The sequence below is a fragment of the Spirochaeta lutea genome, assembly GCF_000758165.1.
Taxonomy (GTDB): domain Bacteria; phylum Spirochaetota; class Spirochaetia; order DSM-27196; family Salinispiraceae; genus Spirochaeta_D; species Spirochaeta_D lutea.
Genome location: NZ_JNUP01000065.1, coordinates 177,392 through 203,640, shown reverse-complemented (window position 1 = coordinate 203,640; position 26,249 = coordinate 177,392). Strand labels below are relative to the sequence as shown.

At 54.6% G+C, this 26,249-nt stretch carries 26 protein-coding genes; 13 read left to right on the top strand and 13 right to left on the bottom strand.

Annotation, left to right across the window (positions count from 1 at the left end):
• The first annotated feature begins 49 nt into the window (after positions 1-49).
• Positions 50-175, top strand: coding sequence for a hypothetical protein (locus tag DC28_RS16855; RefSeq protein ID WP_280938013.1), 126 nt, complete (start codon positions 50-52; stop codon positions 173-175).
• A 167-nt stretch (positions 176-342) separates the two neighbouring features.
• Entirely contained in the window at positions 343-792 is a 450-nt protein-coding gene (locus DC28_RS10025) for a DUF4168 domain-containing protein (protein ID WP_037548089.1), read from the top strand.
• A 346-nt stretch (positions 793-1,138) separates the two neighbouring features.
• Here the strand turns inward: DC28_RS10025 and DC28_RS10020 are convergent, their stop codons facing one another.
• The gene (locus DC28_RS10020) at positions 1,139-2,338 is read right to left on the bottom strand and encodes an ABC transporter substrate-binding protein (RefSeq protein ID WP_037548382.1); all 1,200 of its coding nucleotides are present in this window, start codon (positions 2,336-2,338) and stop codon (positions 1,139-1,141) included.
• A 163-nt stretch (positions 2,339-2,501) separates the two neighbouring features.
• On the opposite strand from DC28_RS10020, the gene DC28_RS10015 reads away from it, so the two are divergent.
• The 7 genes from DC28_RS10015 to DC28_RS09985 all read left to right on the top strand — a co-directional run bounded on the left by DC28_RS10015 (position 2,502) and on the right by DC28_RS09985 (position 9,819).
• The gene (locus DC28_RS10015; protein ID WP_037548088.1) at positions 2,502-3,653 is read left to right on the top strand and encodes a lysylphosphatidylglycerol synthase transmembrane domain-containing protein; all 1,152 of its coding nucleotides are present in this window, start codon (positions 2,502-2,504) and stop codon (positions 3,651-3,653) included.
• On the top strand, positions 3,619-3,831 hold the full coding sequence (locus DC28_RS10010; protein ID WP_037548087.1) for a hypothetical protein: 213 nt from the start codon (positions 3,619-3,621) through the stop codon (positions 3,829-3,831). The genes DC28_RS10015 and DC28_RS10010 overlap by 35 nt, the downstream gene beginning before the upstream one ends.
• Positions 3,832-3,834: 3 nt before the next feature.
• Positions 3,835-5,088, top strand: a complete 1,254-nt coding sequence (gene hemW / locus DC28_RS10005; RefSeq protein WP_052078738.1) for a radical SAM family heme chaperone HemW — start codon at positions 3,835-3,837, stop codon at positions 5,086-5,088.
• Between the two features lie 117 nt (positions 5,089-5,205).
• Positions 5,206-6,303 (top strand): ABC transporter ATP-binding protein, encoded by a 1,098-nt coding sequence (locus DC28_RS10000; RefSeq protein ID WP_037548086.1) that lies wholly within the window; start codon positions 5,206-5,208, stop codon positions 6,301-6,303.
• 151 nt (positions 6,304-6,454) lie between these two features.
• Positions 6,455-8,242 carry a methyl-accepting chemotaxis protein gene (locus tag DC28_RS09995; RefSeq protein ID WP_037548085.1) on the top strand — a complete coding sequence of 596 codons (1,788 nt, stop codon included), beginning with the start codon at positions 6,455-6,457 and terminating at the stop codon, positions 8,240-8,242.
• Between the two features lie 14 nt (positions 8,243-8,256).
• Positions 8,257-9,120 (top strand): CheR family methyltransferase, encoded by an 864-nt coding sequence (locus tag DC28_RS09990; protein WP_052078737.1) that lies wholly within the window; start codon positions 8,257-8,259, stop codon positions 9,118-9,120.
• An 18-nt stretch (positions 9,121-9,138) separates the two neighbouring features.
• On the top strand, positions 9,139-9,819 hold the full coding sequence (locus tag DC28_RS09985; RefSeq protein ID WP_156104654.1) for a chemotaxis protein CheD: 681 nt from the start codon (positions 9,139-9,141) through the stop codon (positions 9,817-9,819).
• Positions 9,820-9,842: 23 nt separating this feature from the next.
• Here the strand turns inward: DC28_RS09985 and DC28_RS09980 are convergent, their stop codons facing one another.
• Positions 9,843-10,982, bottom strand: a complete 1,140-nt coding sequence (locus DC28_RS09980; protein ID WP_162180221.1) for a FecR family protein — start codon at positions 10,980-10,982, stop codon at positions 9,843-9,845.
• A 203-nt stretch (positions 10,983-11,185) separates the two neighbouring features.
• Between DC28_RS09980 and DC28_RS09975 the strand changes: the two genes are divergently transcribed.
• Positions 11,186-12,529, top strand: a complete 1,344-nt coding sequence (locus DC28_RS09975; RefSeq protein WP_037548083.1) for a homoserine dehydrogenase — start codon at positions 11,186-11,188, stop codon at positions 12,527-12,529.
• Between the two features lie 201 nt (positions 12,530-12,730).
• On the opposite strand, the gene DC28_RS09970 is transcribed toward DC28_RS09975, so the two are convergent.
• On the bottom strand, positions 12,731-13,516 hold the full coding sequence (locus DC28_RS09970; protein WP_037548082.1) for a DUF554 domain-containing protein: 786 nt from the start codon (positions 13,514-13,516) through the stop codon (positions 12,731-12,733).
• Between the two features lie 128 nt (positions 13,517-13,644).
• Between DC28_RS09970 and DC28_RS09965 the strand changes: the two genes are divergently transcribed.
• Both DC28_RS09965 and DC28_RS09960 read left to right on the top strand, forming a co-directional pair.
• Positions 13,645-13,959, top strand: a complete 315-nt coding sequence (locus DC28_RS09965) for a hypothetical protein (RefSeq protein ID WP_037548081.1) — start codon at positions 13,645-13,647, stop codon at positions 13,957-13,959.
• Between the two features lie 65 nt (positions 13,960-14,024).
• The gene (locus tag DC28_RS09960) at positions 14,025-14,465 is read left to right on the top strand and encodes an outer membrane protein assembly factor BamD (RefSeq protein ID WP_156104653.1); all 441 of its coding nucleotides are present in this window, start codon (positions 14,025-14,027) and stop codon (positions 14,463-14,465) included.
• Positions 14,466-14,472: 7 nt separating this feature from the next.
• Here the strand turns inward: DC28_RS09960 and DC28_RS09955 are convergent, their stop codons facing one another.
• Positions 14,473-15,771 (bottom strand): vWA domain-containing protein, encoded by a 1,299-nt coding sequence (locus tag DC28_RS09955; protein WP_238565803.1) that lies wholly within the window; start codon positions 15,769-15,771, stop codon positions 14,473-14,475.
• Positions 15,772-15,873: 102 nt separating this feature from the next.
• Positions 15,874-16,413: a hypothetical protein gene (locus DC28_RS09950; protein ID WP_156104652.1), complete on the bottom strand. Its 540-nt coding sequence runs from the start codon at positions 16,411-16,413 to the stop codon at positions 15,874-15,876.
• A 61-nt stretch (positions 16,414-16,474) separates the two neighbouring features.
• On the opposite strand from DC28_RS09950, the gene DC28_RS09945 reads away from it, so the two are divergent.
• Positions 16,475-17,566, top strand: coding sequence for a hypothetical protein (locus DC28_RS09945; protein WP_037548078.1), 1,092 nt, complete (start codon positions 16,475-16,477; stop codon positions 17,564-17,566).
• Between the two features lie 67 nt (positions 17,567-17,633).
• Here the strand turns inward: DC28_RS09945 and trxA are convergent, their stop codons facing one another.
• From trxA to DC28_RS09905, 8 genes are all read right to left on the bottom strand, one after another.
• On the bottom strand, positions 17,634-17,957 hold the full coding sequence (gene trxA, locus DC28_RS09940) for a thioredoxin (protein WP_037548374.1): 324 nt from the start codon (positions 17,955-17,957) through the stop codon (positions 17,634-17,636).
• Positions 17,958-18,011: 54 nt separating this feature from the next.
• Positions 18,012-18,749, bottom strand: a complete 738-nt coding sequence (trpA, locus tag DC28_RS09935) for a tryptophan synthase subunit alpha (protein WP_037548077.1) — start codon at positions 18,747-18,749, stop codon at positions 18,012-18,014.
• Entirely contained in the window at positions 18,746-19,999 is a 1,254-nt protein-coding gene (trpB, locus tag DC28_RS09930) for a tryptophan synthase subunit beta (protein ID WP_037548076.1), read from the bottom strand. The genes trpA and trpB overlap by 4 nt, the downstream gene beginning before the upstream one ends.
• Entirely contained in the window at positions 19,983-21,455 is a 1,473-nt protein-coding gene (gene trpF, locus DC28_RS09925) for a bifunctional indole-3-glycerol phosphate synthase/phosphoribosylanthranilate isomerase (RefSeq protein ID WP_037548075.1), read from the bottom strand. The genes trpB and trpF overlap by 17 nt, the downstream gene beginning before the upstream one ends.
• Complete coding sequence (locus DC28_RS09920; protein WP_037548074.1) at positions 21,452-23,119, bottom strand: bifunctional anthranilate synthase component II/anthranilate phosphoribosyltransferase; 1,668 nt, start codon at positions 23,117-23,119, stop codon at positions 21,452-21,454. The genes trpF and DC28_RS09920 overlap by 4 nt, the downstream gene beginning before the upstream one ends.
• Positions 23,116-24,564, bottom strand: a complete 1,449-nt coding sequence (locus tag DC28_RS09915; RefSeq protein WP_052078735.1) for a chorismate-binding protein — start codon at positions 24,562-24,564, stop codon at positions 23,116-23,118. The genes DC28_RS09920 and DC28_RS09915 overlap by 4 nt, the downstream gene beginning before the upstream one ends.
• 397 nt (positions 24,565-24,961) lie before the next feature.
• Positions 24,962-25,414 carry a single-stranded DNA-binding protein gene (locus DC28_RS09910; protein ID WP_037548073.1) on the bottom strand — a complete coding sequence of 151 codons (453 nt, stop codon included), beginning with the start codon at positions 25,412-25,414 and terminating at the stop codon, positions 24,962-24,964.
• Between the two features lie 112 nt (positions 25,415-25,526).
• Positions 25,527-26,207, bottom strand: coding sequence for a hypothetical protein (locus tag DC28_RS09905; protein WP_037548072.1), 681 nt, complete (start codon positions 26,205-26,207; stop codon positions 25,527-25,529).
• Positions 26,208-26,249: the final 42 nt, after the last annotated feature.

Sequence of the window (26,249 nt, the reverse complement as noted above, 5' to 3'; positions counted from 1 at the left end):
ATCGCCATGGCACCCTCTAGTACAAGAACAATAAGAAAGGAGGCGTTTTATGAAACGCGCACTGAGCATTACAGCCCTCGGTCTAATCCTGGCATTAGCCTTCTTGAGTTGTGAAGCCCCGGAAGGTGAGTTCGGAAGGCCCGAAGATCCAAACACGATGAACCAGGAATATTAGACCTCACCCCGTTATCGGCTCTCAGTTCAGGTTAGCCCTTATGTCGGACGCTACCCTCGTCTGGGAACCGGAGGTGCCGTTTTTATGATACCAAGACGGGTTTATTTCAACAACAGGCCCGCTTTTGCAAAATCTAAAATCTTTATTATAAACAAGGAGTAAAATGTATGAGTAAAGCAAAAACAATACTACCAGTACTACTAGTGATAGGAGCAATACTGACAGCGCCCGCTGCCTTTGCCCAGGCTGAAGAGTTTTCTCAATCGGATCTTGAATCCTTCGTGCAGGCCTTAACTGCTATCCAGGGCATCCAACAAGATATGCAGGGAGAAATAAACGAAGTTGTTGAAAACGGTGATATGGATACAGATCAGTTCTACCAAATTCACAACCAAATCAGTCAAGGTACCCCCACGGACAATATTCCCGAAGATCAGCTTCGCATCTATCAGGAAGTACTGAATGAAGTAACTGCAGTTGAGGGTGAAGCCCAGGAAAAGATGGTAGAAGCAGTAGAGGACCAGGGGATTTCTGTGGACGACTATAACACAATCATCACCCAAGCCCAGAGCGACCCGAACCTCATGGCGGAAATCCAGCAGTTAATGGAAGGGTAATCCCTCTCCCATAACATCCATAGTTGCCCATACTCCACACCCCCGCTTAACCGGCTCTCCGTTCTTCCCCGGCTAAGCGGGGGTTTTCCCCCACATCCGACCCGACGACCCGACGACCCGATACAAACCCCAACAAGAAATCCTTGGTGCACAAGTGGTTGCAAACTACACCACCCCTAGTGGCACCACTTGGGAACCAAACCAGGAATAGTGTCACCGGGGTGCAATATTACAACCTTTTGCGCACCACCAATCTTTTGCTCTCTACATACAAAACAAAAAAAGCCGGCTGTACCACCACGGCACAACCGGCGTTCATCCACAAACCCTCTCAGGCCAATATGGATTAATCCACCTTCAGCAGATTATCATTCTCCACCCGGTAAACCCCGAGCTGGCTGTAAGCGCCGTCTCGAACGGTCAGAATACCCTGGTTCTTCACCACGTCCCCGATAGCATCGAAGGTTATCTCTCCAGAAACTCCCCGGTACCCCTGGGTATTAGCCACTGTCTGGCGGATAAGATCCCGGTTCAGATTCAAGCTCTCCTTGTCAGCATCGCTGGCAGCCTCATACGCCTTCTGAATCGCAGCAAAAATAATATTTGCACCGTCATAGGAATTCAGGCTGAAGCTGTCCGGTCCAACCCCGTACTTCTCGGTGTACTTCGCCGTAAACGCCTCGGTACCGGTTCCTGCAGAGCCGCCCTCAGATTCAATCTCAGGACCTGAATAGATAACTCCATCCACATAGTCACCGGCTAGGTCGAAGATTTCGGGGTTTGAGAACCCGTCAGCACTGAGAATCTGAGCCTCAATGCCCAACTGAGCAGCCTGTTCCAGCATCTGAGCGATTTCCGCAACGTAGTTGGGAAGGAACAATCCGTCGGGATTCTCGTTCTTAATGGTAGTCAGCTGGGTTTTAAAGTCCTTATCGCCCTGCTGGCCGCTCTCCATGGCCACAATCTGTCCGCCCAGGGATTCGAAGGTGCTCTGAAATCCTTCAGCAAGACCTTGGCTGTAATCGTTCTTGGTAAAGAGGATTGCAATGCGCCGCAACCCCAGCTCTTTATAGACATAATGGGCGAAAACCTGAGCCTGAAGGGCATCGCTGGCCACGTCACGGAAGATGTACTCCCCGAGGCCGGTCAAATCAGCATGGGTTGAAGAGGGAGAGATCATGACAATCTTCTCCTGGTTTGCCCGGGGAGCTATAGCCAATGAACTGGAACTAAAAACAGCTCCCACAAGCCCGAAAATCCGGTCTACGCTGGCTAACTTCTCAATCGCTGCATTCGCCTTATCCGCCTTACCCTCGGAATCCTCGATCACCAACGCAACAGGCACTCCGCCGATACCGCCGTTGGCATTCCATTCCTCTACGGCAATGGTCACCGCCTGGCTCATCAGCTCTCCATAGTTGGCATAGTCCCCGGTCATGGGACCGACAAATCCGATCTTAACTTCTTTTTCCTGGCTGCACCCCAGGGTCACCAAGATCCCCAGAACCAATATCAAGAGTAATACACCTGATAACACACGTTTCATACGCTCCTCCTTAACATAAACATTACAATAACCATCCCATTTTTCATTGTCCAGATACCTCCCCCCGGCCTCGGGAAAACAGCTCATAGAAAATTCATAGTTTAGCCCCCGGCAGCCCTGAATAAACCGCTCCCTCCGTGCTATAGTCCCGTTGGTGAAGACCATGAACGATAAGACGCAACCGGACCCCCAAGAAGAACCGATAAAGGCGGCTGCAGAGCCGGAATCTGATTACAAACCCCAATCGGCCAAAAAACTAGCCAGAGGCATCGCTCTGGCCCTGCTCTTCGGCATCCTGGTAAACGGCCTCATCGGCATTTTCCTGGACGGGGAGAAACTCCTTTCATCGGTAAGCCAGGTGTCGCCCTGGATCATCATCGTTCCCTTTGCCTGTCAGTTCGGGCTCATCCTGATAAACGCCCTGAGAACCGTGCTAATCGGCCGGCATTTCAGCCAGAGGATCTCCCCGGCAGACTCCTTTATCAACAGCATGTTGGGAGTCTTTTTTAACGCCCTAACCCCCATGGCCGCCGGAGGCCAGCCCTTTCAGATCTACCATCTCCAACGCCATGGGTTCGAGGCAAAAACCGCAACCAACATCATTTTTTCCCGGTTCGTAGTCAACGCCATGGCATTGCTTACGGTTCTCCTGTTCTCCATCCCGAAGATTATCCAGATCGCCGGATCGGTTACCATCGGCGCCTTCGTATTTTACCTCGGCCTCATCGTAACCTTCAGCTTTGCCATCTTCTTTCTGATCGTACTCATCAACCCCACCATCATCGGCCGTATAAGCCTTAAACTCCGGCATAACCGTCTGGGTACCTGGATCGGCAAGATCTCAAAAAAACCCAACTGGTCCCTATCCCTCATGAAATGGACCCATTCCCTGCGGACGGAGATCCAGTTTCTCTGGTCTGAGAAGCTCTCCACCATGATCACCGATGTGTTCCTCAATTTTCTGGTTATCTTTCTGGAAGGCCTGGCAGTGTTCTATCCCGTGTATATGCTGGCCGGGCAGAGCATCGGATTGCTGGATAGTATCGTAACCTTCATCATTGTGTGGCAGGTAGTATTCTATATTCCCACCCCCGGCGCCAGCGGCACCATCGAGGGCTTCTTCGCCCTGGTATTCGCCGGGCTCACCGGCCTGCCCGAACAGACCCTCATCGCCGTTATTTCCTGGCGCATCGGCACCTACTACCTCATCATCCTGCTTGGACTCCTCACCACCTTCTGGTATCTCAAACGCGATCATGTTAGTCTGCCCAAGAACGGCCATGAAAACACAAACCCCCAAACGCCGACCCCCTAGCTGGATCCTCCTACTGCTCTTCCTTCTGGGAACTGCCCTCATCTGGTCTTCCTTGCTCGGCCCCCTGTCCACCATGTCCCAAGCCATGCCCGTGGACCGAGGCCTCCAGATCATCCTAAACATCCTGGCTACCCTGGGCCTGGGACTGCTGTTACTTCTCTACCGGCGGCTGCGGTAGCCTATGCACAGTCTCTACATCCACATTCCCTTTTGTACCAGCCGCTGCCGCTACTGTAATTTCTACTTTGAAACCGGTTGGTCCCCCAGGATCATGCAGCGGACCCTGGAGGGCATCCTCCAGGAATCCCGGCGGCACTACCACCCCGGCTTCTTCTCGGCCCGGCAGCTAAAAACCATCTACATCGGCGGGGGTACCCCCAGCACCGTACCTCCGGATCAATTCGACTCCTTCCTCCGTCAACTATCGGAGAACTTACGAAGAACGGACCCATCCTGGAACCCCGGACATCTCCGGGAATTCTGCGTGGAATGCAACCCCGAGTCCCTCTCCCAGGCCCTCCTTGAGGTATTGCACAACCACGGCGTCTCCCGAATCAGCCTAGGGGTCCAGTGCTTCCAGGACGATCTCCTCCACACCCTGGGACGTCGGGCAACCCGCGGTCATGCCTTAGATGCTCTGAACCTTCTCTCCGGTTTTTGGAAGGGTGATTTCAACGTGGATCTCATCACGGGAATTCCCGGCCAAACCCGGCAGAACCTCCTGGCGGACCTGGACACCGCCCGAGAATTTGACCCCGCCCACATCTCCGTCTACAGCCTCACCATCGAACCCCGCACCCCCCTGGAACAATACATCCGCGCCGGTCTCGCCCCCCTCCCGGAGCAGGAATACGATACTCTATGGTTCATCGCCCACGACTACCTGGAAACCCACGGATATACCAACTATGAGATCAGTAACTTTGCCCGCCCCGGAGCCGAATCCGCCCATAACCTCTCCTACTGGGCCATGACCCCCTACATCGGCCTTGGACCCGGAGCCGTCTCTACCCTGCCCACGGGGAATCCCCGGCAGCCGGCTATCCGCACCACTAACCCCGATATATTCGCCTACTCTCCCCCCTCCCGCCCCCTGGGAGACTACACCCCCCACCGGGAACACCTTTCTCCCTGGGAACTATTGGCAGACCATATTCTCACCGCCACCCGAACCCGCCGGGGCTTATCCCGTTCCCTGCTAAACACCCGCTTCTCCCTGGATCTCCCATCGGGCCGCGGGTTTCCCCCGGCCATGGACGACCTGGTGCTCCGGGCGATCCGGGCAGGCGCCTGGACCGAAGAATGGATAGACAGCCCGGACGCCCTCAGCCTCACAAGTAAGGGCAGATTCGCCCACAATGCCGTCATCCTTGATCTCCTCAGTTCGTTATCCGAACTCATCCAGAATTTCAGCCTCCTAAGCACCTGGCCCTGAGAAATTCCCGAGCCGGCATGGAATAATGCAAGAACCTCTAGGGAATAAAAAATTGACAGACCGGCAAAATGGCCATAAGATAGAAACGAATAAGATAACACACTTGGAGGTATCAACATGGCAACTGTTGAACTCAAGTCCGTCAGCAAAGTGTATGACGGCGGTGTGCAGGCGGTTAAGTCTGCAGACATAACCATTCAGGACAAAGAATTTGTTGTTCTGGTAGGTCCATCCGGATGTGGTAAGACCACCACTCTCAGAATGATAGCCGGTCTGGAAGATATTTCCGGCGGCGATCTGTTTATCGACGGAAAGCGGGTGAACGATGTACCCCCGAAAGACCGGGACATCGCCATGGTTTTCCAGAACTACGCTCTGTATCCCCACATGACCGTGTACGATAACATGGCCTTCGGTCTGAAGATCCGTAAGATGCCCAAGGAAACTATCCAGCAGCGTGTTGACGAGGCTGCGGACATCCTGGAAATCCGGGAACTTCTGGAACGCCGGCCTAAGGCGCTCTCCGGAGGACAGCGACAGCGTGTTGCTGTTGGCCGTGCTATCGTGCGTCACCCCAAGGTATTCCTCTTCGATGAGCCCCTCTCTAACCTTGATGCAAAGCTGCGGGTTCAGATGCGCGCTGAGATCAGCTCATTACACACCCGGCTCCAGGCTACCATGATCTACGTTACCCACGACCAGGTTGAAGCTATGACCATGGGTGATAAGATCGTTGTAATGCGCAACGGAGTCATCCAGCAGATTGGTGACCCTCTTTCCCTGTACAACCAGCCGGTTAACCGCTTCGTAGCAGGATTCATCGGATCTCCTCCCATGAACTTCCTGGCTGCTCAGGTAACAGAAGAGGGCGGGAAGATTTGGATTGATGAAGGCACCTTCAAAATGGCCATCGAAGGCCGGTACGCTGAGCCCCTCAAGCCCTACGTAGGCAAGGCTGTTACCTTTGGTATCCGCCCCGAGGACTGTCAGTACGATATGAAGGCAGCTGAAGGAAGCTTCATTCCTACCACCGTTGAGGTTATTGAGCCCCTGGGTGCAGAAACCCACGTGTATGTAAATACCGGGAAGCACCAGCTCATCGCCCGAACCGAGCCAAGCATCGCCTTCAGTGTTGGCGATAAGGCCAAGTTCGTGCCGAACCTCGACAAGGCTGTATTCTTCGACGGCGAAACCGAAGAAGCTATCAACCTGTAAGAAACACTCCTTTTGTGGATCGGCCCCGCAGCACCGCTGCGGGGCCTTTTTTTCCTTCGATCCGCATACCACTAAGCACAGCCTGCCCGCCCCCCGGCCGGGTGAGCAGAGAACCCTTGCGAGTACTACTATGACACCCTATACTAACACTATGGAACTACAAAATCTCCAACTACGAAACAGCCTGATTTCCAGTTTAAACAGTATTATCACAAAAACCGAGGAGATTTACCTGGGCTTCGCCAAGGAGTACCCGAAGCTGTTAAAGGAAACCACCACCAGCCTCAGCCGTGCCCAGGCGGTGTGCCGGGAGTTCGCCATGGCCTCAGGCAGCAATGACCGCCTTGGGCTCGCTGCAGCGGTGAATAAAACCCAGGAACTGATTCGCGCAACCATTAGCACCATGAACTCCATGGAAGAGGACGATGACTCCCTTTTTAGCAGGCTGGAGGAGGGCATACAGAGCATTTCAACCCTGGGAGCCAGAATTGAACATATCAAGGAAGATTCCATTGAAATGGAAATCATTTCTCTCAACGCCATGACCGTAGCGCTGAAGGCAGGCAGTTCCGGCAGGGCGTTTTCCTACATTACGGAAGAACTGAAGCGGCTTTCTACCAAGATCATCTCCTTGACCGATGGAGTTACCCAGAGCGGAGAACAGGTTCTTACCAACTTTAACAACCTCCGGGGGCAGATGAACGAGGTCAGCACCTTCCAGGCGCGGCTCTTTGACCGGATCGAGGAAGAATGCTCCAAAACCTTTACCGATTTTTTGAACCAGCTCCAGAATATCACCACCGGTCTCTCAGATCTGGTGGAACAGGCCCGCAGCATCAATGTCCCCCTTACCAAGATTATGGAAGAAACCCAGCACCAGGATCTCATACGCCAATCAATTGAGCACGTCATCATATCCCTGGATGAGTTAAAAAGTATTTCAGCCGAGGACAGTCCTGAACAGATCCTGGACGAGCTCACATTCCTGCAAACCATGCCCCGGCTTTGCATTGCAGTACTGAATGAGGTATCCGATCAGATTTCCACAAGTAAAAAACGGTTTATGCATCAGCTGGCTAACGCCAAGGACACTGTAACCAGGATCACCCAAACCCGTAGATCAGTCCTGGAGGAGGGTTTGTATGGAAACGGCAGGGATCTTCCCGGGTTAGAACGGAATTTTGAGGCACTTCGCTCGGGAATTGCCGAAATGATGTCGAATCTCCATGAGGTCCTGAAGAAGAAGCTTAAACTTGGAGACTTCAGCTTAGAACTTCTCCGGGAGATTCAGGCCCTGAATGCCAGTTTTAAGTACTTTACCAGTCTTATCACCCGCTTTCAGACCATCGACATTGCCTCCCGGATTGAGGTCGCAAAAAACGAGGTGTTATCCCAGATGACCTCGACGGTCCAGGAGATGACAGACCTTACCCGCAGGATCGGCACGGACGTTGACGAGTCATACAGCGCCACCAACGAGTTTTTACTCAGCTCCGAGGACACCATCCACACCTTTCGTGATCAGTTCCAACAGGAAGGAGACGAGGTACGCAGGAAAGAGCAGCTTCTGTCCCTCCAGCTCACTCAGGTAGAGACCCAAAAAGCCAGTCTCACCGAGTCCCTAAAAACCTTCTCAGTATTCACTGACAATTTTCATTCCCTCTTCTCCCGAACCGAGGCATCCATTGATCAACTCGATACCCTCCTGGATGAAATCTCCTCCATCTCTTCAAACCTGGAGAGCATCGAACAAGAGGCACTCACGGCCCGCCGGCAGCTCATGGAGGAGCAGGAGATCCATGAATGGGGTTTACACAACGAAAAACTCAAGCGTATTATTCAGCGGTTTACCATCTTCTCCCACAAGAAGGCTGCGGGTGATCTGGGGGGATTTGAGGTCGGAGAGGCCACAGCCAGCGGAGATGTCACCCTCTTCTAGGGGGCTACCAGCCTATGACACATGACCTGAACAGCCAGATTCATAAGAGTTTTCAGAGCGTTGAAATCACCGACAAGGAATTTGAGCAGTTCACCCGTCTCATTTACCAGCTGACGGGGATTCACATGACGGAGAAAAAGCGCCAGCTGGTGGTATCCCGCCTGGGTAAACGCCTGAAGTTCTACGGTATGTCCAGCTTTTCCCAGTACTACGATCTGTTAACCTCGGAAACCGGACAGCTCGCAGAGATTCCGGAGTTCATCAATCAAATCACCACCAATAAAACCGATTTTTTCCGTGAGGCACACCATTTTGAATTCATCCGGAGCACCATGATTCCCGACCTGGTTTCCCGGGGGGTTACGAACATCCGATTCTGGAGTGCGGGCTGCTCCACCGGTGAGGAACCCTACACCCTGGCCATCACCCTGAGCCAGGTCCTGGAAGAGCTGAAAGCCTCCTCCCGGGTCGATCTCAAGATTTTAGCCACGGACCTGGACACCAACGTACTCCGCCATACCCTGGGGGGGGTCTATCAAGAATCGAAGCTCGGCCCCATCAGTCAGGATCTCCGTAAAAAATTCTTTGCCAAGACACCGGAGGGTTCATACGCCGTTAACGCCAGGCTCCGCCAGATTCTCACCGTACGCCGCCTGAACCTCATTGCGCCCTTTCCCTTTAAGAAGGGATTCAACGGCATTTTTTGTCGTAATGTTTTAATCTATTTTCAACAGGATGATCGGAAACAGATTGTGGCCCGGATGAGGGAGCATCTGCGTCCCGGGGGGATTCTGTTCCTCGGCCACTCCGAGTCCCTCCTAGCTGATACCCGGGGTTTCAAGAACCTCGGTAATACCATCTACCAGCGGGTAGACTAGCGAAAGGAATACCCAACCGTGCATAGAGCCATGAATGAGCGGTTCAATCTGCCATGGATAATTCTTCACCCCGGAGATTACTATGCCACCGATAAGAACGAGCTCATCTCAACCGTTTTGGGCAGCTGTGTTGCCCTGGTACTCTACGATTCGGTACGTGCTATCAGCGGCATGAACCATTTCATGCTTCCCGCCATCCGCGACACCCGGCATTTTTACCAGGAAGAAGCCGGACGCTACGGGACCTATGCTATGGACCTGCTAATAAATGACATGCTCAAATTGGGTGCCAAGAAACAGAACCTGGTTGCAAAGGTGTTCGGCGGAGGACGGGTGCTGTCAAGCCTGGAGAAGGGGTCAGCCAGGCTCTATTCCAGCCGGGACGGGGAGAACCGGTATACCGATCTGGATAGTTTCGATTTTGAAAAAAGTGGAAAGTCCGTCGCGGAGTCCAATATTCAATTTGCCCTGGAGTACATCGCGACCGAAAAAATACCCCTCCAGGCCCACGATCTTGGCGGGTCCACCGGCAGAAAGCTGTTTCTGTTCAGTCAGAACGGTACGGTACTGCAGAAGCGGTTGACCGGTTCCAGTCTGATTCAGAACGTTGCCATCGAAGAAGGGCAGTACCTTAAAACCATCAGCAAAAAGCTTACGACTCCCGATCAGGGTTCTATTACCCTGTTCACCAAGGAATAACCCCTCACCAACGGGTGCTCTTCTTAAAAGAAGGACTCCGGATCGTCGAAAAAATCATCTTCACTGCTGACGCCGTCGTTCTCGAAGACATCCACAGGAGACCGGCCCTCGTTACGTTTTGCATAGAGCTTCAAAATGTACCGAACCTCCTGCATCCGTCCCGCCAGTAGCTCCTGTTCTTCCTGCACTTGCCGGTAAAATTGGGTTGCGGACATTCCCCGGCGGATTACTACCCCGCCATTGCCCTGAAGGTAATCCCTGAGCTCCACCACCCGGTAATAGACCCGCTCCCACTGTGCCAATACCCGCCGCATGGCCAACAATGATCCTACTACCTGGCGTTTCTCCCGCATCTGATCCATGGTGGACCCTAGGGTTCCAGCCCGGTCCTCTTGAATCCATTTCTGGATAATACTGCGGTTTTGCATAATTGAGACGTAGGCGTTGATAAAATCTTCCCGGAGATCAAGGTAGATCCCGGCGAAGTTTTGGATGGCGCGCCCTGCATTTGCCTCCAGTGCCTGGATGCGCTGGGCATTCCAATCCCTTTGAAACTGCTCAAGGCTCGAAACCGCCACCGGAACCTCGGACCATACACCCTGCTCGGCTTGAACGACCCGACCCGGTTCGGAGAAAAAGATCTCCCCGCCCCGGGTTTCGCAGGCAACCAGGCCTTCTTGGGTGGCTAGGAGGATATCGCCGTTCACCGCGGTTACTACATCAAAGGTCGTACCCCGAACCCCCATAACCGCGGAGCTTGTACGTACCTGGAGTCGGCTGTTGGCTGCCATTTTATTAACCTTCAGGTTTACCGCTCCGGTGAGCAGTTCCACCGTGCCCTGCTGATCCTGGCGCAGACTGGTAATATCAAAATACAGGGTGGAATCGGACTGAATTGTTATGGAGGAACTCAGGCCGGTCTCAGGATAAAGGGCAACCTCGGCAATCCCCCCGGGACCAACTTGGATCTGATCGAAGTTTTCCACCGGAAATCCAAAGTCAACCTGGCCGGTCAGGGTATCGGTATCCCGGATAACCTTCACGTCTCCGTCGAAATACACAATTTCTCCGATGACATCCTGGAGAGCAAAAAGCGGTCCGGTACTGCATAGCAGCAGGGCCGCAACGGCGATTCGGAAAAAATAGCGTGTTGGATTGTTCATGTAAACCTCGTCTTTTAGTCGGGGCGGCGCTGCATACCCGCAGATACCCGCCTCCTCGTCATTACTATAGGGCGTTTTTAACTTTTTTTCCAGGTTGTAGGGTGTGATACTCCAAGCTCCCCAGGCGAGGGGCCCCATACTGAGCTTGACAGGGCTCTTAGGCCTGCATAGGATAACCGGACAACCAAGACAGGGAGGAAATCATGAGTCAACGGGTAGGTGTAGCATTGGTAGGCTGTGGCACCGTAGGCGGTTCGACAGCAGCCCTACTGCTCGACCAGGAAGAAAAGATTCACCAGAGAAGCGGCGTGCATCTGGAATTACGGTACATCGTCGATAAGAATTTTGATGTTGCCAGGAGTCTGGAACTACCCGAAACCCTGTTTACCGAGGATCTGGACACGGCACTAAGCGATCCGGAGGTACAGATTGTCATTGAGTTGGTAGGTGGAACCGGTTTTGCCCTGGAACTCAGCCGGCGCGTCTTGAAGGCGGGAAAACACCTGGTAACCGCCAACAAAGCCCTGTTGGCCCATCACGGGGCGGAACTCTTTCCCCTCGCGGAGCAGAACGGTTGCAGCATTGGGTTCGAAGCCAGCTGCGGCGGCGGAATCCCCCTGGTTAGGACCCTGTATGACGGTCTCATGGCCAATACCATCGATGCCATATACGGCATTGTAAACGGCACCTGTAACTACATCCTCACGGAAATGATTGAGAAGGGTCAAAGCTACGATGACGCCCTGGCCCAGGCCCAGGCTGACGGTCTTGCTGAAGCGGATCCTACCCTGGATGTAGCCGGAATCGACTCCGCTCACAAGATCTGCATCATGGCAAGCCTGGCCTTCGGCGCAACGGTAGATCTGGACCGGATTCCTGTGGCAGGAATCAACCGCCTCCAGGCGGAGGACGTTGCCTACGGTAATGAAATGGGATACGTCATCAAGCTGATAGCCTCGGCAGTTCAAACCAACCGGGGTTGTTTTGTCCGGGTCGAGCCGGCCTTCATTTCCATGGATCATCCCCTGGCGTGGGTCGGGGGCAGCTTTAACGCCGTCTCCATCTACGGACATGCCGTGGGGCATACCATGTACTACGGCCGGGGGGCGGGGGGATCGCCCACTGCCAGCGCGGTTGCGGGAGACTGCATCGCCATCGCCGGGGGCGCCTACCCCATCCAGTTCAAACAGATCAATATTTGGCAGGGCAAAACCAAACCGGCAACCCAGCTGGATCCCGCGGAAATCCATCAACGGTACTACCTCAGACTCATGGTACAGGACAAGCCCGGAAACCTGGGCCGAATAACCACGGTCCTGGGCAGCAAGGGCATAAGCCTTTCCTCCATCATGCAGCATGAAATTCCTGAATCGATTCAGGGGGATTCTAACGAGCCGGGATCTGTTCCCATTGTTATAACCACCCACCGGGTCAAAGAGGCAGATCTGCACTCCGCAATCCGGGAGATTGAGAACTTGGCGGCGGTTCAACCCGGTTCGGCGGTAATTCCCATAATTGACGAACATCCCGAGTTCCGGGAATTCTAGGGCTGGATTTCCTGGACAGTCCCCGGTACTCTGTACCTCGGAGCTGCAGGCTTCCGAGGTACGCTCCTGGGCGGCTGGGGAATGAGTGAAGGCTGTGGAACCCCTTTTTGCGGGCTGCGGGCTGCCGGCGGCTATTTCCTATTCTCGAGAATCCAGATTAGCCTTTTTTCCAGGCTGCTGGCTGCCGGCTGCCGGCCTATCCTACTTGAACACCCCTGGCAGATAGGGGTCCAATAGACTCAGAATGACTATGAGCACCAGCCCGGGTAAATAATTGGCTGTGGGCACCTTTTTAAGCTGCAGCAGGTTAATACCGATCATGATGATCATGGCTCCTCCGATACCGCTTATCTCTGAAAGAACCAGATCGGGTACCCCGGTTCCCGCCCAGGATGCTATAGCCGTTAGAATCCCCTGATACACCAAAATCGTAATAGAGGAGTACAGCACACCGGCTCCGAGCCCCGCCGCCAATAGTACCGCCATAAAGCCGTCCATAACCGATTTGGTTAACAGAATGCTGTAATGCCCTTCGATTCCCGCCTGAATGGATCCCAGAATGGTCATGGACCCCACACAGAACAACACCGAGGCTTCCAGAAAGCCCAGAGCGAACCGCGCAGCCCTGGCTTCGGAGTCCTCCATGGTTTGCTCAGCCTGGACCGGGGCCCCGGGTACTGGGCCAGGTTTCCGTGGATTGGATCCCCTCCGCCGGGTGAGTCCTTCGATACTGCGCCCCAGGCGAAGTATGGCCCCTTCGATCCCTATCAGATGCCCGATTATGCCCCCGAATACCAGCGATAGGGTGAGATAGAGTATACGCTGGGTACGCAGGGCCATCATCAGCCCGATGATCAGGGTAATGACGCCGATTCCATAGAACACAGTGTTCTGCAATGGGGTATTGCGCTCCAGTTTCTTTCCACCGGCTAATCCGACAAGACCTCCGAGAATTACAGCGATAGCGTTTATAACGGTTGCAATCATTGCTTGGATAGTAGCCCAATTGCCCCGGATCAGGCAATGATCGGGTCAAGATGATTCTAATAAAACACCCTTTTGAAAGACCCTCTACATTGACCCAAATAGAACGGCTATGATAAACTTTCTCTATAATGATTAGTAAATCTGAGCAGGACAAAATCTATTGCGCAAACTGCCTGCATTGCAAAATCATTCCGACTCCTGCCGAAGAGGGTGAGGGCTGCGTCCTCCGGGTACGCTGTGCCCGGGGTATGTGGAAGAAACGTCTGGGTGAGGAAAAAATCTACAAGTATTTCACCGTCACCCGTCGGAGCATTGAATCATGCCCCCATTATGAAGCCATGGGTGAGGTCAGCGAATTCCTGAGAAACCTGAAAGATTCCCTCCCCCTCAAGGATGAGATCTACGACCCGCTTACCCTGCAGACCCTCCCTGAGGATCAATAGCAGGAACCCTAGGTCTGCAGCCGGAATCTCTTGGTTCCGTGGTAAAAGTCCGCTATACTACCGGTATGAAAACTACCCTACCCATTACACCAATCCTTTTTCTCCTGGCACTGGGAATTCTGGTGGCCCTCAGCGGCTGTGCTTCGGTTCCCGATGAGGTTCCTGAGAACCTCACCGCCCCGGAGCTCTTCCAAGCAGCCCAGGAATATGCGGACCAGGGCAACTATAAGGCAGCCCACGTCTATGTTGATGCGGTGTTTACCCGATTCTCAGAGGATCCCGAACAGCGTCTCACCGCGGAATACCACCGAGCCCATTACCATGCGAAAGAGGGAAAAACCGATCTTGCCCTCCAGGAATTCCAAGCCATTATTGATGAGTATGAAGATCAACCCGGACAGAATGAGGCTGACGCCGATCAATCCGGCGAACAAGGAGCCCTGCCGTCCTGGATATTGGTTCTCGCCCAGGCAAAATTTCAGGAACTGCAACAGACCGACGAGTAGACTGGGGTTAGTGGGGCAGGATAATGACATCCACCACTACCCCGCGGCTCTCCGCCTCGGAAACCACCAGTTCCTTGGTCACCCTTCCCCGGGGTCGGGGATGGGGAGGTGCATCGCCGATCAGTACGATCCGGCGGTTATCCGTTCGCCAGTCAAACTCCGTTACAGCGGTGTGAAGCGCCTCGTACACAGCCTCGGGGATATCCCGTCCGCCGGCGGTTCGGATTCGATCGAGGGTGGCTTGCACGTGGTCTACACCATCACGGAAGCGTACCAGCCGGACCATGTATTCCTCCAGGTAGTCACGGTAGAGGACAAATCCGATCCGGAGGGGATCAAAGCGTTCAACCTGCTCAGCGAGGATGGAAACCAGGGTAGCCCGGACGGCCTGCATATCATCTTCCATGCTCTGGGTGGTATCAATGGCGAACACAAGCTCCAGGGGCCCTGAGGGTTGATCCTCCAGAATTTCCCGGATGGTATCCACCAGGTCTTCTTCACCCAGGGAGTACCGGGTAACACCCGCAGTATCCTGGCTCACCTCAGTGAAACGGTCAACGGTATCGTCCATGTAATTACCCTCTGGGGGTCCCTCGGAGGGTCGTTGCTCCGCCACCCTGATACGGAAGGGATTATCCCTGAAGGCTCCGGAATAATCGGCATAGGGTTTTTCAAAGGCTCTGATACTCAGGTAGGTGCCGTCCAGGACCTGTTCCTCACCATTTCTGGTCCAGGGATAGCCGTATACGATTATATAGGGAATAAAGATCCGGAAGGCCTGGCCGAACTGCTCATCCTCCACCGGGGTAGAATCAATGAGAGAGTACAGCCCCGGGGTGGTAAGAAACTCGCCATCCAGTATTCGTCGTTCGTCTCCATTCTCGGGATGGTATTCCGGATTCCGGTATGCATAACTGGCGACCTCTTTGTTCGGGTCCTCGGTGGACTCGGTAATCAGTACCGATGATATCCCAGGCGTTTTCTGAATGTAGAGGTAGTAGCCGCCCTCAATGCTCTGTTCTATCCGGACATCCTCCGGACCTATTCTGAGGGACGGGGAATCGGGGCTGGACTGACCAAATCCGGGAGCAACCAGAACGATAAGAAACAGATAGAGGGGGAATACTACAGCACGAACCAAGGATTGCCCTGGGCCGCTTGCCCGCCGCCCATTCAGCCGATTCGCGGAATGATCAAAGATTCTCCAGAAATAGGTATCCAAAGCCATACCCGGCTTATCGTCAAATTTCGCCTTCCTGCTTAGATTTTTATCCCACGCTCCGGGGGTAAACCATGCTGCCGTCACGATAGTACCACTACCTCCGGCTTTGCTCCCGGATCGCTCTACCCAACCCGGGGTGGTATACAGGCTTGGGAGCACCATTGCTCGGCCGGAACCATAGGGGCCTTAATCCGGCAGCCCACCCACAATACCGGGAAATCTGGGCTCCCCCTGCCCCAACCGCTCCTGAAAGAAGCGGTACATCTCAAAAAAGGCATCCACAAACTCACATACCCCCAAGGAACGATCGGGGAATACGAAGAAGAACCAGCTCTGCTCTCCAGGAAACGCTAGAACATAGCGGTCTTCAAAGCCGTACCGATAGCCTCCTTCGGCACATAAGCCGGCTTCCACCCCCCCGGAGGAAAGAAACTCAGCCACGGGATCCTCCTGCTCGCCCGAGTTCACCCCATCCAGAGCAGCCGAACCGTCCCGCCGGCCTTCACGCTCTTCCCCTGCTTCAAGGCGGTAGACCTCTAGGGTGGTTCCCTCACCCGATTCGGAAATTAATTGGTATCGGGCGGCATCGTAGACCAACCCATTGGAGGGCAGATAGGGGAACCCTACCAGGTCCAGTTCTACCCCGAGTAAATGTCCCAGGGGATTAACAATCTCCGGCACCTGAGCCCCGGCCCCGGGAACCGCCCAGATCCCGAGAATCATCATAAAACAGATGGTAGTACGTACATTTTGAAGTAAAATCGCCTCCCTCCACGGTATTTATAGCATGAAACAACGAAGCGCCATACCAGCCGCCCTGAGCATGTTTGTTTGGGTGATTCTATCGTCCTGCACCCCCTTCTTCCCCCTGCTCACGGGACAACGGGACAACACTCCTCCATGGATTGAAACCTTCCAGCAGACCGGACCCGGGGAGTTCACCATCTGGTTCAATGAGCCGGTACAGCTGCCCCAGGGCGGCCAGGAGTGGTTGGTCAGCACCCAGAGGCCGCCGACGGCTGCCAGTACCGAGGACCGCCGTCTGATCCTACTTTGGGATACCGATCCGGCTTCCGGCCTAGGGCAACCCTTCAGTATCCAGGGCAGGGTACATGATCTTTCAGACAACGCCCTGTATTTCGACCTCCCTGGATTCGGCTTCAATACCCAGCCTGCGGTGCTTCAGCTCAATGAAATTCGGTCTGTCCATTCGAAAACTCGACCTGAAGCCATCGAGCTGATGTGTCTCCAGGGCGGTTCCTTGGGCGGCCAGACCCTCTGGATCGGCACACCGAACAGGTTCACATCCCGGTTGGTATTTCCGGACCTGGAAATGTCCCAGGGAGATTATGCGGTGGTTTTCTTGCGGACGGAAGAACACATATTGGAGCCCTGTCGCCTCGAACGGTTCCAGGATACCTACTGGGGCTTCCTACAGGCTTCTGATGGTATGTCCGGTACAATTGATGGTTTGCGGTTGAGCCTGGTAAATCCAGATATACCGGTGTTTTTATTACCAGGGGGGCTATCGGATACGAGCCAGGCCATTACCCTCACCGTCAGCCCCATGTATACCTCGCCGGAATCGGTTGTTGATGCCATGATGTACACCAAGCGTGCTGCTGAACCTGCGGAATCCTACGGGGGATTCGGAAGTGCCGCCAGTCTGGAAACAGCGGAAGAGTTGGTAGCCATGAATGTCTGGAGTATAGCAGGAGATACAAACCTTACCCCGAGTCATTTCATATCTAACACCGGCAGCACCTCTACCCGTACCCTCAACCGGGGTTTTGCTCCCCAGGAATGGTTCATAGCTCCCACAGGCGGGGCAACCCTGGGTGGAGAAAATACCACCGACCGGTACAATTCAAATCGATAACATAACAGACAGCTCCCATGCCCGGCATACAGTATTTCAACCTGTTATATAGTGCGCAATAATGGAACTAAATAAAGGGCTCCACAATCTTTTGGAGGGTCGGCTTCGGTGCTGCTCCGACATGCTGCTTAACCATGGATCCGTCCTTGAATACTAACAGGGTTGGAATACTGACTACGCTGTACTGTTGGGCAAGTTCCCCATGGTCGTCTACGTTTACCTTTCCGATCCTCAGTTTTCCGTCAAGCTCCTGAGCCATCTCGGCCAGGGCAGGAGCAATCATCTTGCAGGGCATACACCACTCTGCCCAAAAATCAACTAAGACAGGAACAGGTGACTTCAAAACCTCTTCCTCAAAATTATCCACCGTTAGGGTTACTTCCTGTGCCATTACTTCCTCCGTGGTACTTTCATAGATACACATTAGCCCCTCAACCCCAGCATTTCAAGCCCGTACAAGCTCCTGGGCCACACCCAACAGGGATTCATAACAGGCCTCAGGACTCGCTGCTTGGCTGATCACCCGAACCAGAGCGGAACCGACAATAGCTCCGTGCACATGCCCCTTTAGGGTACGCACCTGCTCCGGGCTCTGGATGCCGAAGCCGGCCAGAATCTTAGCTCCGGTCCTTCCCGCCCTATCCAGAAAGGCCAGGTTCTCTGCCCCAAGCTCGGTTCGCGTTCCGGTAATGCCCGTACGAAGAGCACAATAAATGTACCGGGGATTAACGCCGGCAATTTTTTGTAAGCGTTCCTCCGAGGTCGTGGGAACAATCACCGGGATGACGGTAAGGCCCGCTTTCTCCGCAGCGTTCCAAAGACCCTCATCACTGTCCACAGGCAGGTCGGGGACTATTACGCCGGAAGCACCGGCGGCGGCTGCATCTCTACAGAACCGGTCCACCCCCCGGGATATTACCAGACTCGCGTAGGTCATTATAACTATCTCCGGCCCCCTTCCCGCCAGGGCCTTAACAAATTCAAACCCCCGGTCCACCGAGAACCCCTGAGCAAGGGCTGTTGTACAGGCAGCCTCGATGGTAGGACCGTCAGCCGTCGGGTCGGAAAAGGGAAACTGAATCTCCAAGAAAGACACACCGGCATCTATCAAGGCTCGGGCGGCCTCCAAGCTGGTGGGATAATCCGGGAAGTAGGGTATCATATGGGCCATCAGGTGGGTCATGATTGTTTCTCCTTTGCTTCTATCTCCTGCACCTCGCGCTGCATAAAATCCTTCCAGGTCTGGGGTGTAAGCTCCTTAGCGGTAATGAAAATATCCTTGTCTCCCCTGCCGGACATATTCACGATTACCGTCTTCCCCGGCCCGAGTTCCTTGGCGGTTTTCAGGACCTGGGCTCCGGCATGGGCAGATTCAAGGGCGAAAATTACCCCTTCATTTCGGGCGAATACCCGAAGGGCGTCCAGGGCCTCCTGGTCCGATGCCCGGGTGAACTCTACTCTCCCGCTGGCTCCCAGGTAGGCTAACTGCGGCCCGATGCCCGGATAATCCAATCCTGCACTCACAGAATGGGTATCCTGTACCTGGCCGTCCGAATCCAATAAAAACATGCTCTTGTACCCCTGAACGATACCGAGACGGCCGCCGCCCTCCATTCGAACAGCATGATCTCCCGTAGCAGATCCGCGGCCTCCGGCCTCAACCCCGATCATCCGTATCTCCCGGCGCTCAAGAAGGGGGGCAAAAAAACCGATGGCATTAGATCCACCGCCCACACAGGCAACCATGGCATCCGGGACAATCCCCCGCTCCTGGGTCTGCTCAATCAGCTCTCGCCCGATGACTGATTGAAACTCCCGAACCATATCAGGAAAGGGGCTCGGTCCCAGGGCAGAGCCGAGCAGGTAGTGGGTGTCCTGGAAACTGGAAGCCCAGTCCCGCAGAGCCTCGTTAACCGCATCTTTCAGGGTTTTGGATCCTGTCTTTACCGGAACAACCTCCGCCCCGTAAAGCTCCATGGAAAACACGTTAGGCCGCTGACGTCGGACATCCACCTCTCCCATGTACACCCGGCAGGGTATTCCCAGCTTCGCACAGACCGCCGCAGTTGCGACCCCGTGCTGTCCCGCCCCGGTTTCCGCTATAACCCGGCCTTTGCCCATCCGCTTCGCCAACAATCCCTGACCCAGGGCGTTATTGATCTTATGGGCCCCAGTTGCCGCGAGGCCTTCAAGTTTTATATAGATATCTGCGCCGCCGATCTCACGGCTGGTATTCTCTGCATACAACAGCGGGGTGGGTCTTCCAACGAAGTCCCGTAAGAGATTGCGGTACAGGCGGAGAAACTCCTGATCCTGCATAGCCGTAATAAACTCGACTTCCAGCTCATCCAGGGGTGCCCTCAGCACCTCCGCTACGTACCGTCCCCCAAAATCACCAAAAAAACTCTGCACTATCCTATCGGGATCTGACATTATGAATCTCCTCAAAAAACCGTTTCATCTTCTCCGGATCTTTCCTCCCCGGCTCAGCCTCCAGACCGCTGGAAACATCCACAAGTTCCGGCTCGTAGCCCTCCAGAAAGCCCCGGATGTTTCGGTCGTTCAATCCACCGGCCAACCAGGGGCCCGGCTGTCTACCCGCCGCCTCCAATGAGCCTTCATCCATGGTTCTGCCCGAACCTCCCCGGAGATCCGGGTGGTAGGCATCGAATAAGATCCGGGGGCTCAAATACGCCGAGGCCATGTCTACAACCTTCCGATCCTTCACCCGAAGCGCCTTATACCAGGGCACGGGAATCTGCCAACATTCCTCAGGCTCCTCATCCCCATGGAGCTGGAGCACATCAATAAATCCATTCCGGACAGCCTCCAGGGCGGTCTCAAACTCCGGCCCCCCGGCGTACACCACAGCGGCTTTTAACACCGGCAGATCCGCCAGAGCAGCTGCAGTTTCCATGCCGACCTGCCGGGGGCTGGGAACAAAGACTAATCCCAGAACATCCGCTCCAAGGGAAACCCCTAGCTCTGCATCCTCCCGGTTCGTTATTCCGCAGATCTTTACCAGTGGACCGCCATAGCCCTTACGGCCTCCACCGACACCGAGTCGCAGACTAAACAACCTTCTGGCAAGCACGGGCCAAAAGGACTCCGGGCCCTTCCGTCCAGCCGCAATCCCCTGTTCCAGGGCAGGCCCTAATAGACCGGGCAGCCGGGAGTTCCGAACCGCCGCCTCTCCCACCAGAACCCCGGAAAATCCCGCCTGGCCTGCCCAGAATGCCTGGTGGGCTTGGAAGATTCCTGACTCGAAAACCACCCTGGCCGGCCAATCAATGGCAGGCAACAACACCAGGGGGTCTAGGAGATCAACCTGGAAGGTCTCCAGGTTCCTGGAATTGATTCCCATAAGCTGAGGCCGGAGGGGACGAACCTTCTCCACATCCTCCAGGGAATGGACCTCTACAAGGGCCTGCATGCCCAGCCCCCGGGCCCGTTCAAGCATGGCACCGAGAAGCGGCGGAGTCAGCATGGAGGCAATCAATAAAACAGCATCGGCTCCGGCACGGTAGCTGACATCCACATCCGATACATCCACCAAAAAATCCTTGCGCAGGACCGCTACTCCAGGGAAGGCTTCCTTCACTGCCATCAAATCAGCCAGGCTGCCAGAAAAATAGTCTTCTTCGGTTAAAACGGACACCGAGGTGATGCCGCTTTGGGCATACAAACCGACCTGCTTCACCGGATCTAATTCTTCAGCAATGACTCCCTTACTCGGGCTCCTGCGTTTTACCTCGCAAATAACCAGAGGATCGGATCCGAAGTGAAGCACTGGTACCCTACGCTCCTCAGGAACAGAACAACCCATGGTATGCCCGTGGCTGGCAATTCGTTGACGGCGTTTTTCTACGATCTCATCCCGGATATTCATGAAACGCGACCTCCGGTGCTCTGGAGGGATTTGTCCGATTCGCCAGCCTCCGCCGCCTCTGCCTCTTCCCGAAGACGCCGGCTCAGGAAGATCGTATCCTCAATTTTCCTGGCTACCTTCCCGGATTGCAGGGCGGCTTTCGCTATCTGGTACCCTTCTTTTATAGAACCGGCAAGACCGTAGAGTTTTAATGCCGCCCCCGCGTTCAGGCAGACGGATTCTCGGATGGCGGCAACCCCCTGGCCCCGTACCACCTGCCGGGCAAGCTCCGCATTCAGGTCTGCATCGCCACCGATTAAATCATCAATGGTAAACCCGGAAATACCAATGGAGGCAGGGTCAAAATCGTAGGATGTCAGCCTGCCCTGTTCATCGAACTCCACCACCCGGCTGGTCGTGACCACCGAAAGTTCATCCTCGCCGTCCCGGCCATGGACTACCATCCCCCGCTTGATTCCCAGCATATGGGCGGCCCGGGCGATAACCGGGCAAAGGTCCTCACTGTACACGCCGATGAGCTGATAATCCGCCGCCGCAGGATTCGCCAAGGGGCCCAGAAGGTTCATTATTGTCTTTACCTTGAGTTCCCGCCGGGCAGGAGCAGCGAACCGCATGGCGCCGTGGTACGTGGGTGCAAAAAGGAAGGCGAAATCGTTCCGCTCCAGCAGGGCGGAGGTATCCCCCGGACTGAGCTCTATAACAAACCCCAGGGCCTTATAGAACTCTGCGCTACCGCTCCGGCTGCTCACCGCCCGATTCCCGTGTTTGGCCACCCGGGCGCCGCAGGCCGATGCTACCAAGGCCGATAAACTGGAAATATTGAAGGTCCCCAGACCATCCCCACCGGTACCGCAGGTATCCAAGCACGGTTTGGAACTGGTGATTTTCACCCGCTTGCGCTGGAGCACCCGGGCACAACCGGCAATCTCGTCGGCGGCGATTCCCTTGGTATTAAGGGCAGTCAAAAACCCGGCTATCTGGATATCCGACAGGTTTCCCTCGGTAAGCTCCTCCATAAAGCTCTCCGCCTGCTCGGCTGTAAGATCCTCTCCCCGGCTGATGGCACTCAGAAGCTGGGCGCCTACGAAGGGCTGACGCCGGTAGTTCAAAAAGTTCCGAAGCAGTGTTTTCCCGTACTCACTGGCGATGGACTCCGGATGAAACTGGACACCCTCGAGCACAAACTCCCGATGGCGAATTCCCATGATTTCTCCATCATCCGCCCGGGCGGTAATCTCGAACTCCTCCCCCAGGGTACTCTCCTCCACCGCCAAACTATGGTACCGGGTGAACACCCCCGGGCTGGGAATCGCACGGAACAACCCCTTACCATCCAGGGTTATGGGTTCAGCCTTACCGTGAACAATCTCCTGGGCGCTCACGATCCGCGCACCGAAGGCCTGGGCTATAGCCTGGTGCCCAAGACAAACACCAAGAATAGGCAGCTCCCCGGCAAAGGCCTTCACCACCTCCAGGCTGATCCCGGCATCCTCGGGCCGTCCCGGTCCGGGGCTGATAATGATATGGCTCGGCTTCCAACGCCGAATCCCCTGGACATCAATCCGGTCATTTCGAACAACCCGCACCTCCAAAGAGGTTATCTCAGTCAGATACTGGTACAGATTATGGGTAAACGAATCATAATTATCGATTAATACAATCATCGGGTTTCCTCGCTTTTTTCAGGGTGATTCAACGGCTGCTGCTCAGCGCCGATGGCCCGAAGCAACGCCCCAAGTTTTTCGTTGGTCTCCTCCAGTTCCCGATCAGCCTTGGAATCAAACACAATTCCCCCGCCGGCCTGCAAGGTCAGAACCTCGCCCTGTTTCAATGCGCTGCGGATGGCTATACAGGTATCCAGATTACCCCCGGGCTCCATATACCCCACGACCCCGGCATAAAACCCCCGCCGTTCTGTTTCCAGGGCGTCAATGGTCTTTATTGCCTGTATCTTCGGAGCGCCGGAAACCGTTCCCGCAGGAAAGGTAGCCCGCAGGGCGTCGGCGCCGGTCTTACCCTCAAGTAAATCGCCTTCCACCTGACTCACAATATGCATGACATGGCTATATCGCTCGATTATCATATAATCCTTAACCTGCACCGTTCCCGGTTCACAGACCCGGCCAAGGTCGTTCCTGCCAAGATCCACCAGCATGAGGTGTTCGGCCCGCTCCTTGGGATCCCCTAGAAGTTCCCGCTCCAGATCCAGATCCTCAGCCCGGGTAGCCCCCCGCCGCCGGGTACCGGCAATGGGGCGGACCACAGCCCGTCCCTCCTTAACCTTGCAATGGACCTCAGGGCTTGCACCGAACAACTCGTATTCCCCAAAGTTTAGGTAAAACAGGTAGGGACTCGGATTGGTCCTCCGCAGCCTCCGGTAGGCCTCTAACGCCGGAATCTCCGTCTTAAACTGCAGCCGCCGGCTGGGAACCCCTTGGAGCAGGTTTCCCGCTACCACCTCCCTACGGATGGCCTCAACATTTTTCTTGTATTCCTCATCTGCTTCGTGGCCGGTCAGCCTGACACAGGGATAGGCAGTCTCATCATCCTGCAGATAATTGAAGTTCAGATCGTTAATGCGGGCCTCGGTTTCCTCTAGGGCGGCATGCAGGTCAATGCTGTGTTCTTTGTAATTCAACCCGATGATGTACAGGAGATCCGTATAATGATCGAAGATGATGAATACGTGTCCAAAGAGAAACCGGGCCTCGGGGAGTCCGAGACTATTCGGTTTATCCCGGAAGGGTATGGTGTCGCAGTACCTGGCGAATTCGAAACTTAAAAATCCGACGCCTCCCGCCGGAAAGGGAAAGTCCTGGTGAGGGGGTTTATGCTGGTTTGCAAAGTATAGGAGTACATCCAAAATGTCTCTGGCGCTGCTCTTCAGGCGGTAGCGCTCTAACGGCCGATCCGCAGGACTAAAAAACACCTGACCGTCTCTCTGCTCAACCTGAAAGGCCTCCTGTACCATGAGCACGCTGTAGCGCTCTCTTCCCTTCTGAAAACTGGAGCTCTCCAGAATGATCCGGGCTCCGAGCTTTTTGGCCAAGGTCAGTGGTGTGAACCTCTCCCCGGCAACTATTTTTACAACCTGATTCTTCGCATCCATGAATCCTCCGCTCCTCATCGTATCTCAATACAAGGTTTAGCATCCCCGTTAATCCCTGACCTAAAAAAAAGGTCCATCCCGAGAGCGGATGGACCTTTAGGACACAGCAGCACCCGGGAACAATCCTACATGGGGCGCCAGTTCCAAATGTTACTGAGATTTCGCTTGCAGTGTTTCTCTATACAGTAACGCTTCATGGGGTTCAGCTTAAAAGGAAATTCCTCCGGGGTCAAGGCTTTTTTTTTCCAGAGACCACAAAAAAGCCGAAACACCTCGCGGCATTCCGGCAATCAGGAGCATACTACCATCTGTCCAAGACTACTCAGACCAAAGAGGAACTCATCAACTCCCATCCGCGGGTTTCGAGCTTACCAGAAGGGTTGTAACCCGGATTTAGCTAGATAACCATCGCCTCGGGGCGTTCGGCCGCTGCCTTATCGGTTTGGGTACCGTCATCGGGGAGGCTATTCCCATCCTCGGTTCCATCTACTGCAGACTTAAGGGCCTCGGTTTCCTGACGGCTTGCCTGGGGTTTGAATTCAACCTCCCGGGCTATAACCTTAACCTTACTCCGGTGCTCTCCCTCGGGGGTTTCCCAGCGGTCCTGTTTCAACCTGCCGATAACCCGCACACCGCGTCCCTTGGTCAGATACTCACCACACACCTCAGCAAGCCGGTTCCAGGCCTCGATCTCGAAAAAACTCACCTCTTCGGTTCGGTTTTCGCCGCTTCCAAAATACCGGTTGGAGGCTATGGAGAAAACCGTCACCTTTGTACCCTTGGGGGTAAGGCGCTGCTCCGGATCCCGGGTTAGATTACCCTCTATCAGTACCTGATTAAAATTGCTCATTTCTGCTTCTCCTTGAATCATTAGGTTGCTTCCGACGCGTCATACCTTATATCCGTGAGAAACAGTGGTTTTGCTTCAAACCGATGAGAAAAAAGCAGTTTTTTTTGCTGACCTAGCGGAAGAAAGGAATGACCACCCGGTCCTGGCTCAGGGCAAATCCACCCGGAACTGCTCCGGCTGCCAGATGTTCGTTCAGGGCGTTGTAAAATGCCTCCCCGTCGTTTGGATAGACCTGAACAGCCATCTGACTATTGGCTAACAGGGTATCGGAATCAACAAAAAGCAGGTGTACCTGATTACCCAGAGCGTTTACCCCGAATAGAATTCGGTCTTCGTCGAATTGGGTTTTGGTTACATCCCCGATGATCGAAAGCAGGGCTTCATCGCTGTCCGAGGTGGCCGTAACAATCCGCCAGCTTGTAAACTCGTAATCGGTTTTCAGAAACAGCACATGCATATCCTCCCCGGTCATGGAGAAATCCACAGGAAGCCAGCCCTCCTGCAGGAACCCGGACACCTCGGCATTAACCCGGTCCAGGGAATCGATAGCCACCAAGGCCCACTGATCTATCTCCTGATCCGATTCATGGAAGAGCACCATGATGGATTCTCCGGGGACCACATGTAGCCCCGCAGGTACATACCCGTCCTGGATCTCCCGGTTCACCAGTTCCTGAATATCCTCGGCATAGGGGTAGGCGTTCAGTCGCCAACCCTCTCCCTGGATGGCAGTCTGTCCGATAACCAGGGCTGCTGAGCTCAGAAGCAGTATTACAGTTACAATCTTTCTCATTCATCATCCTCCAACGGCTGGGTAACAATTGACTATACGCCA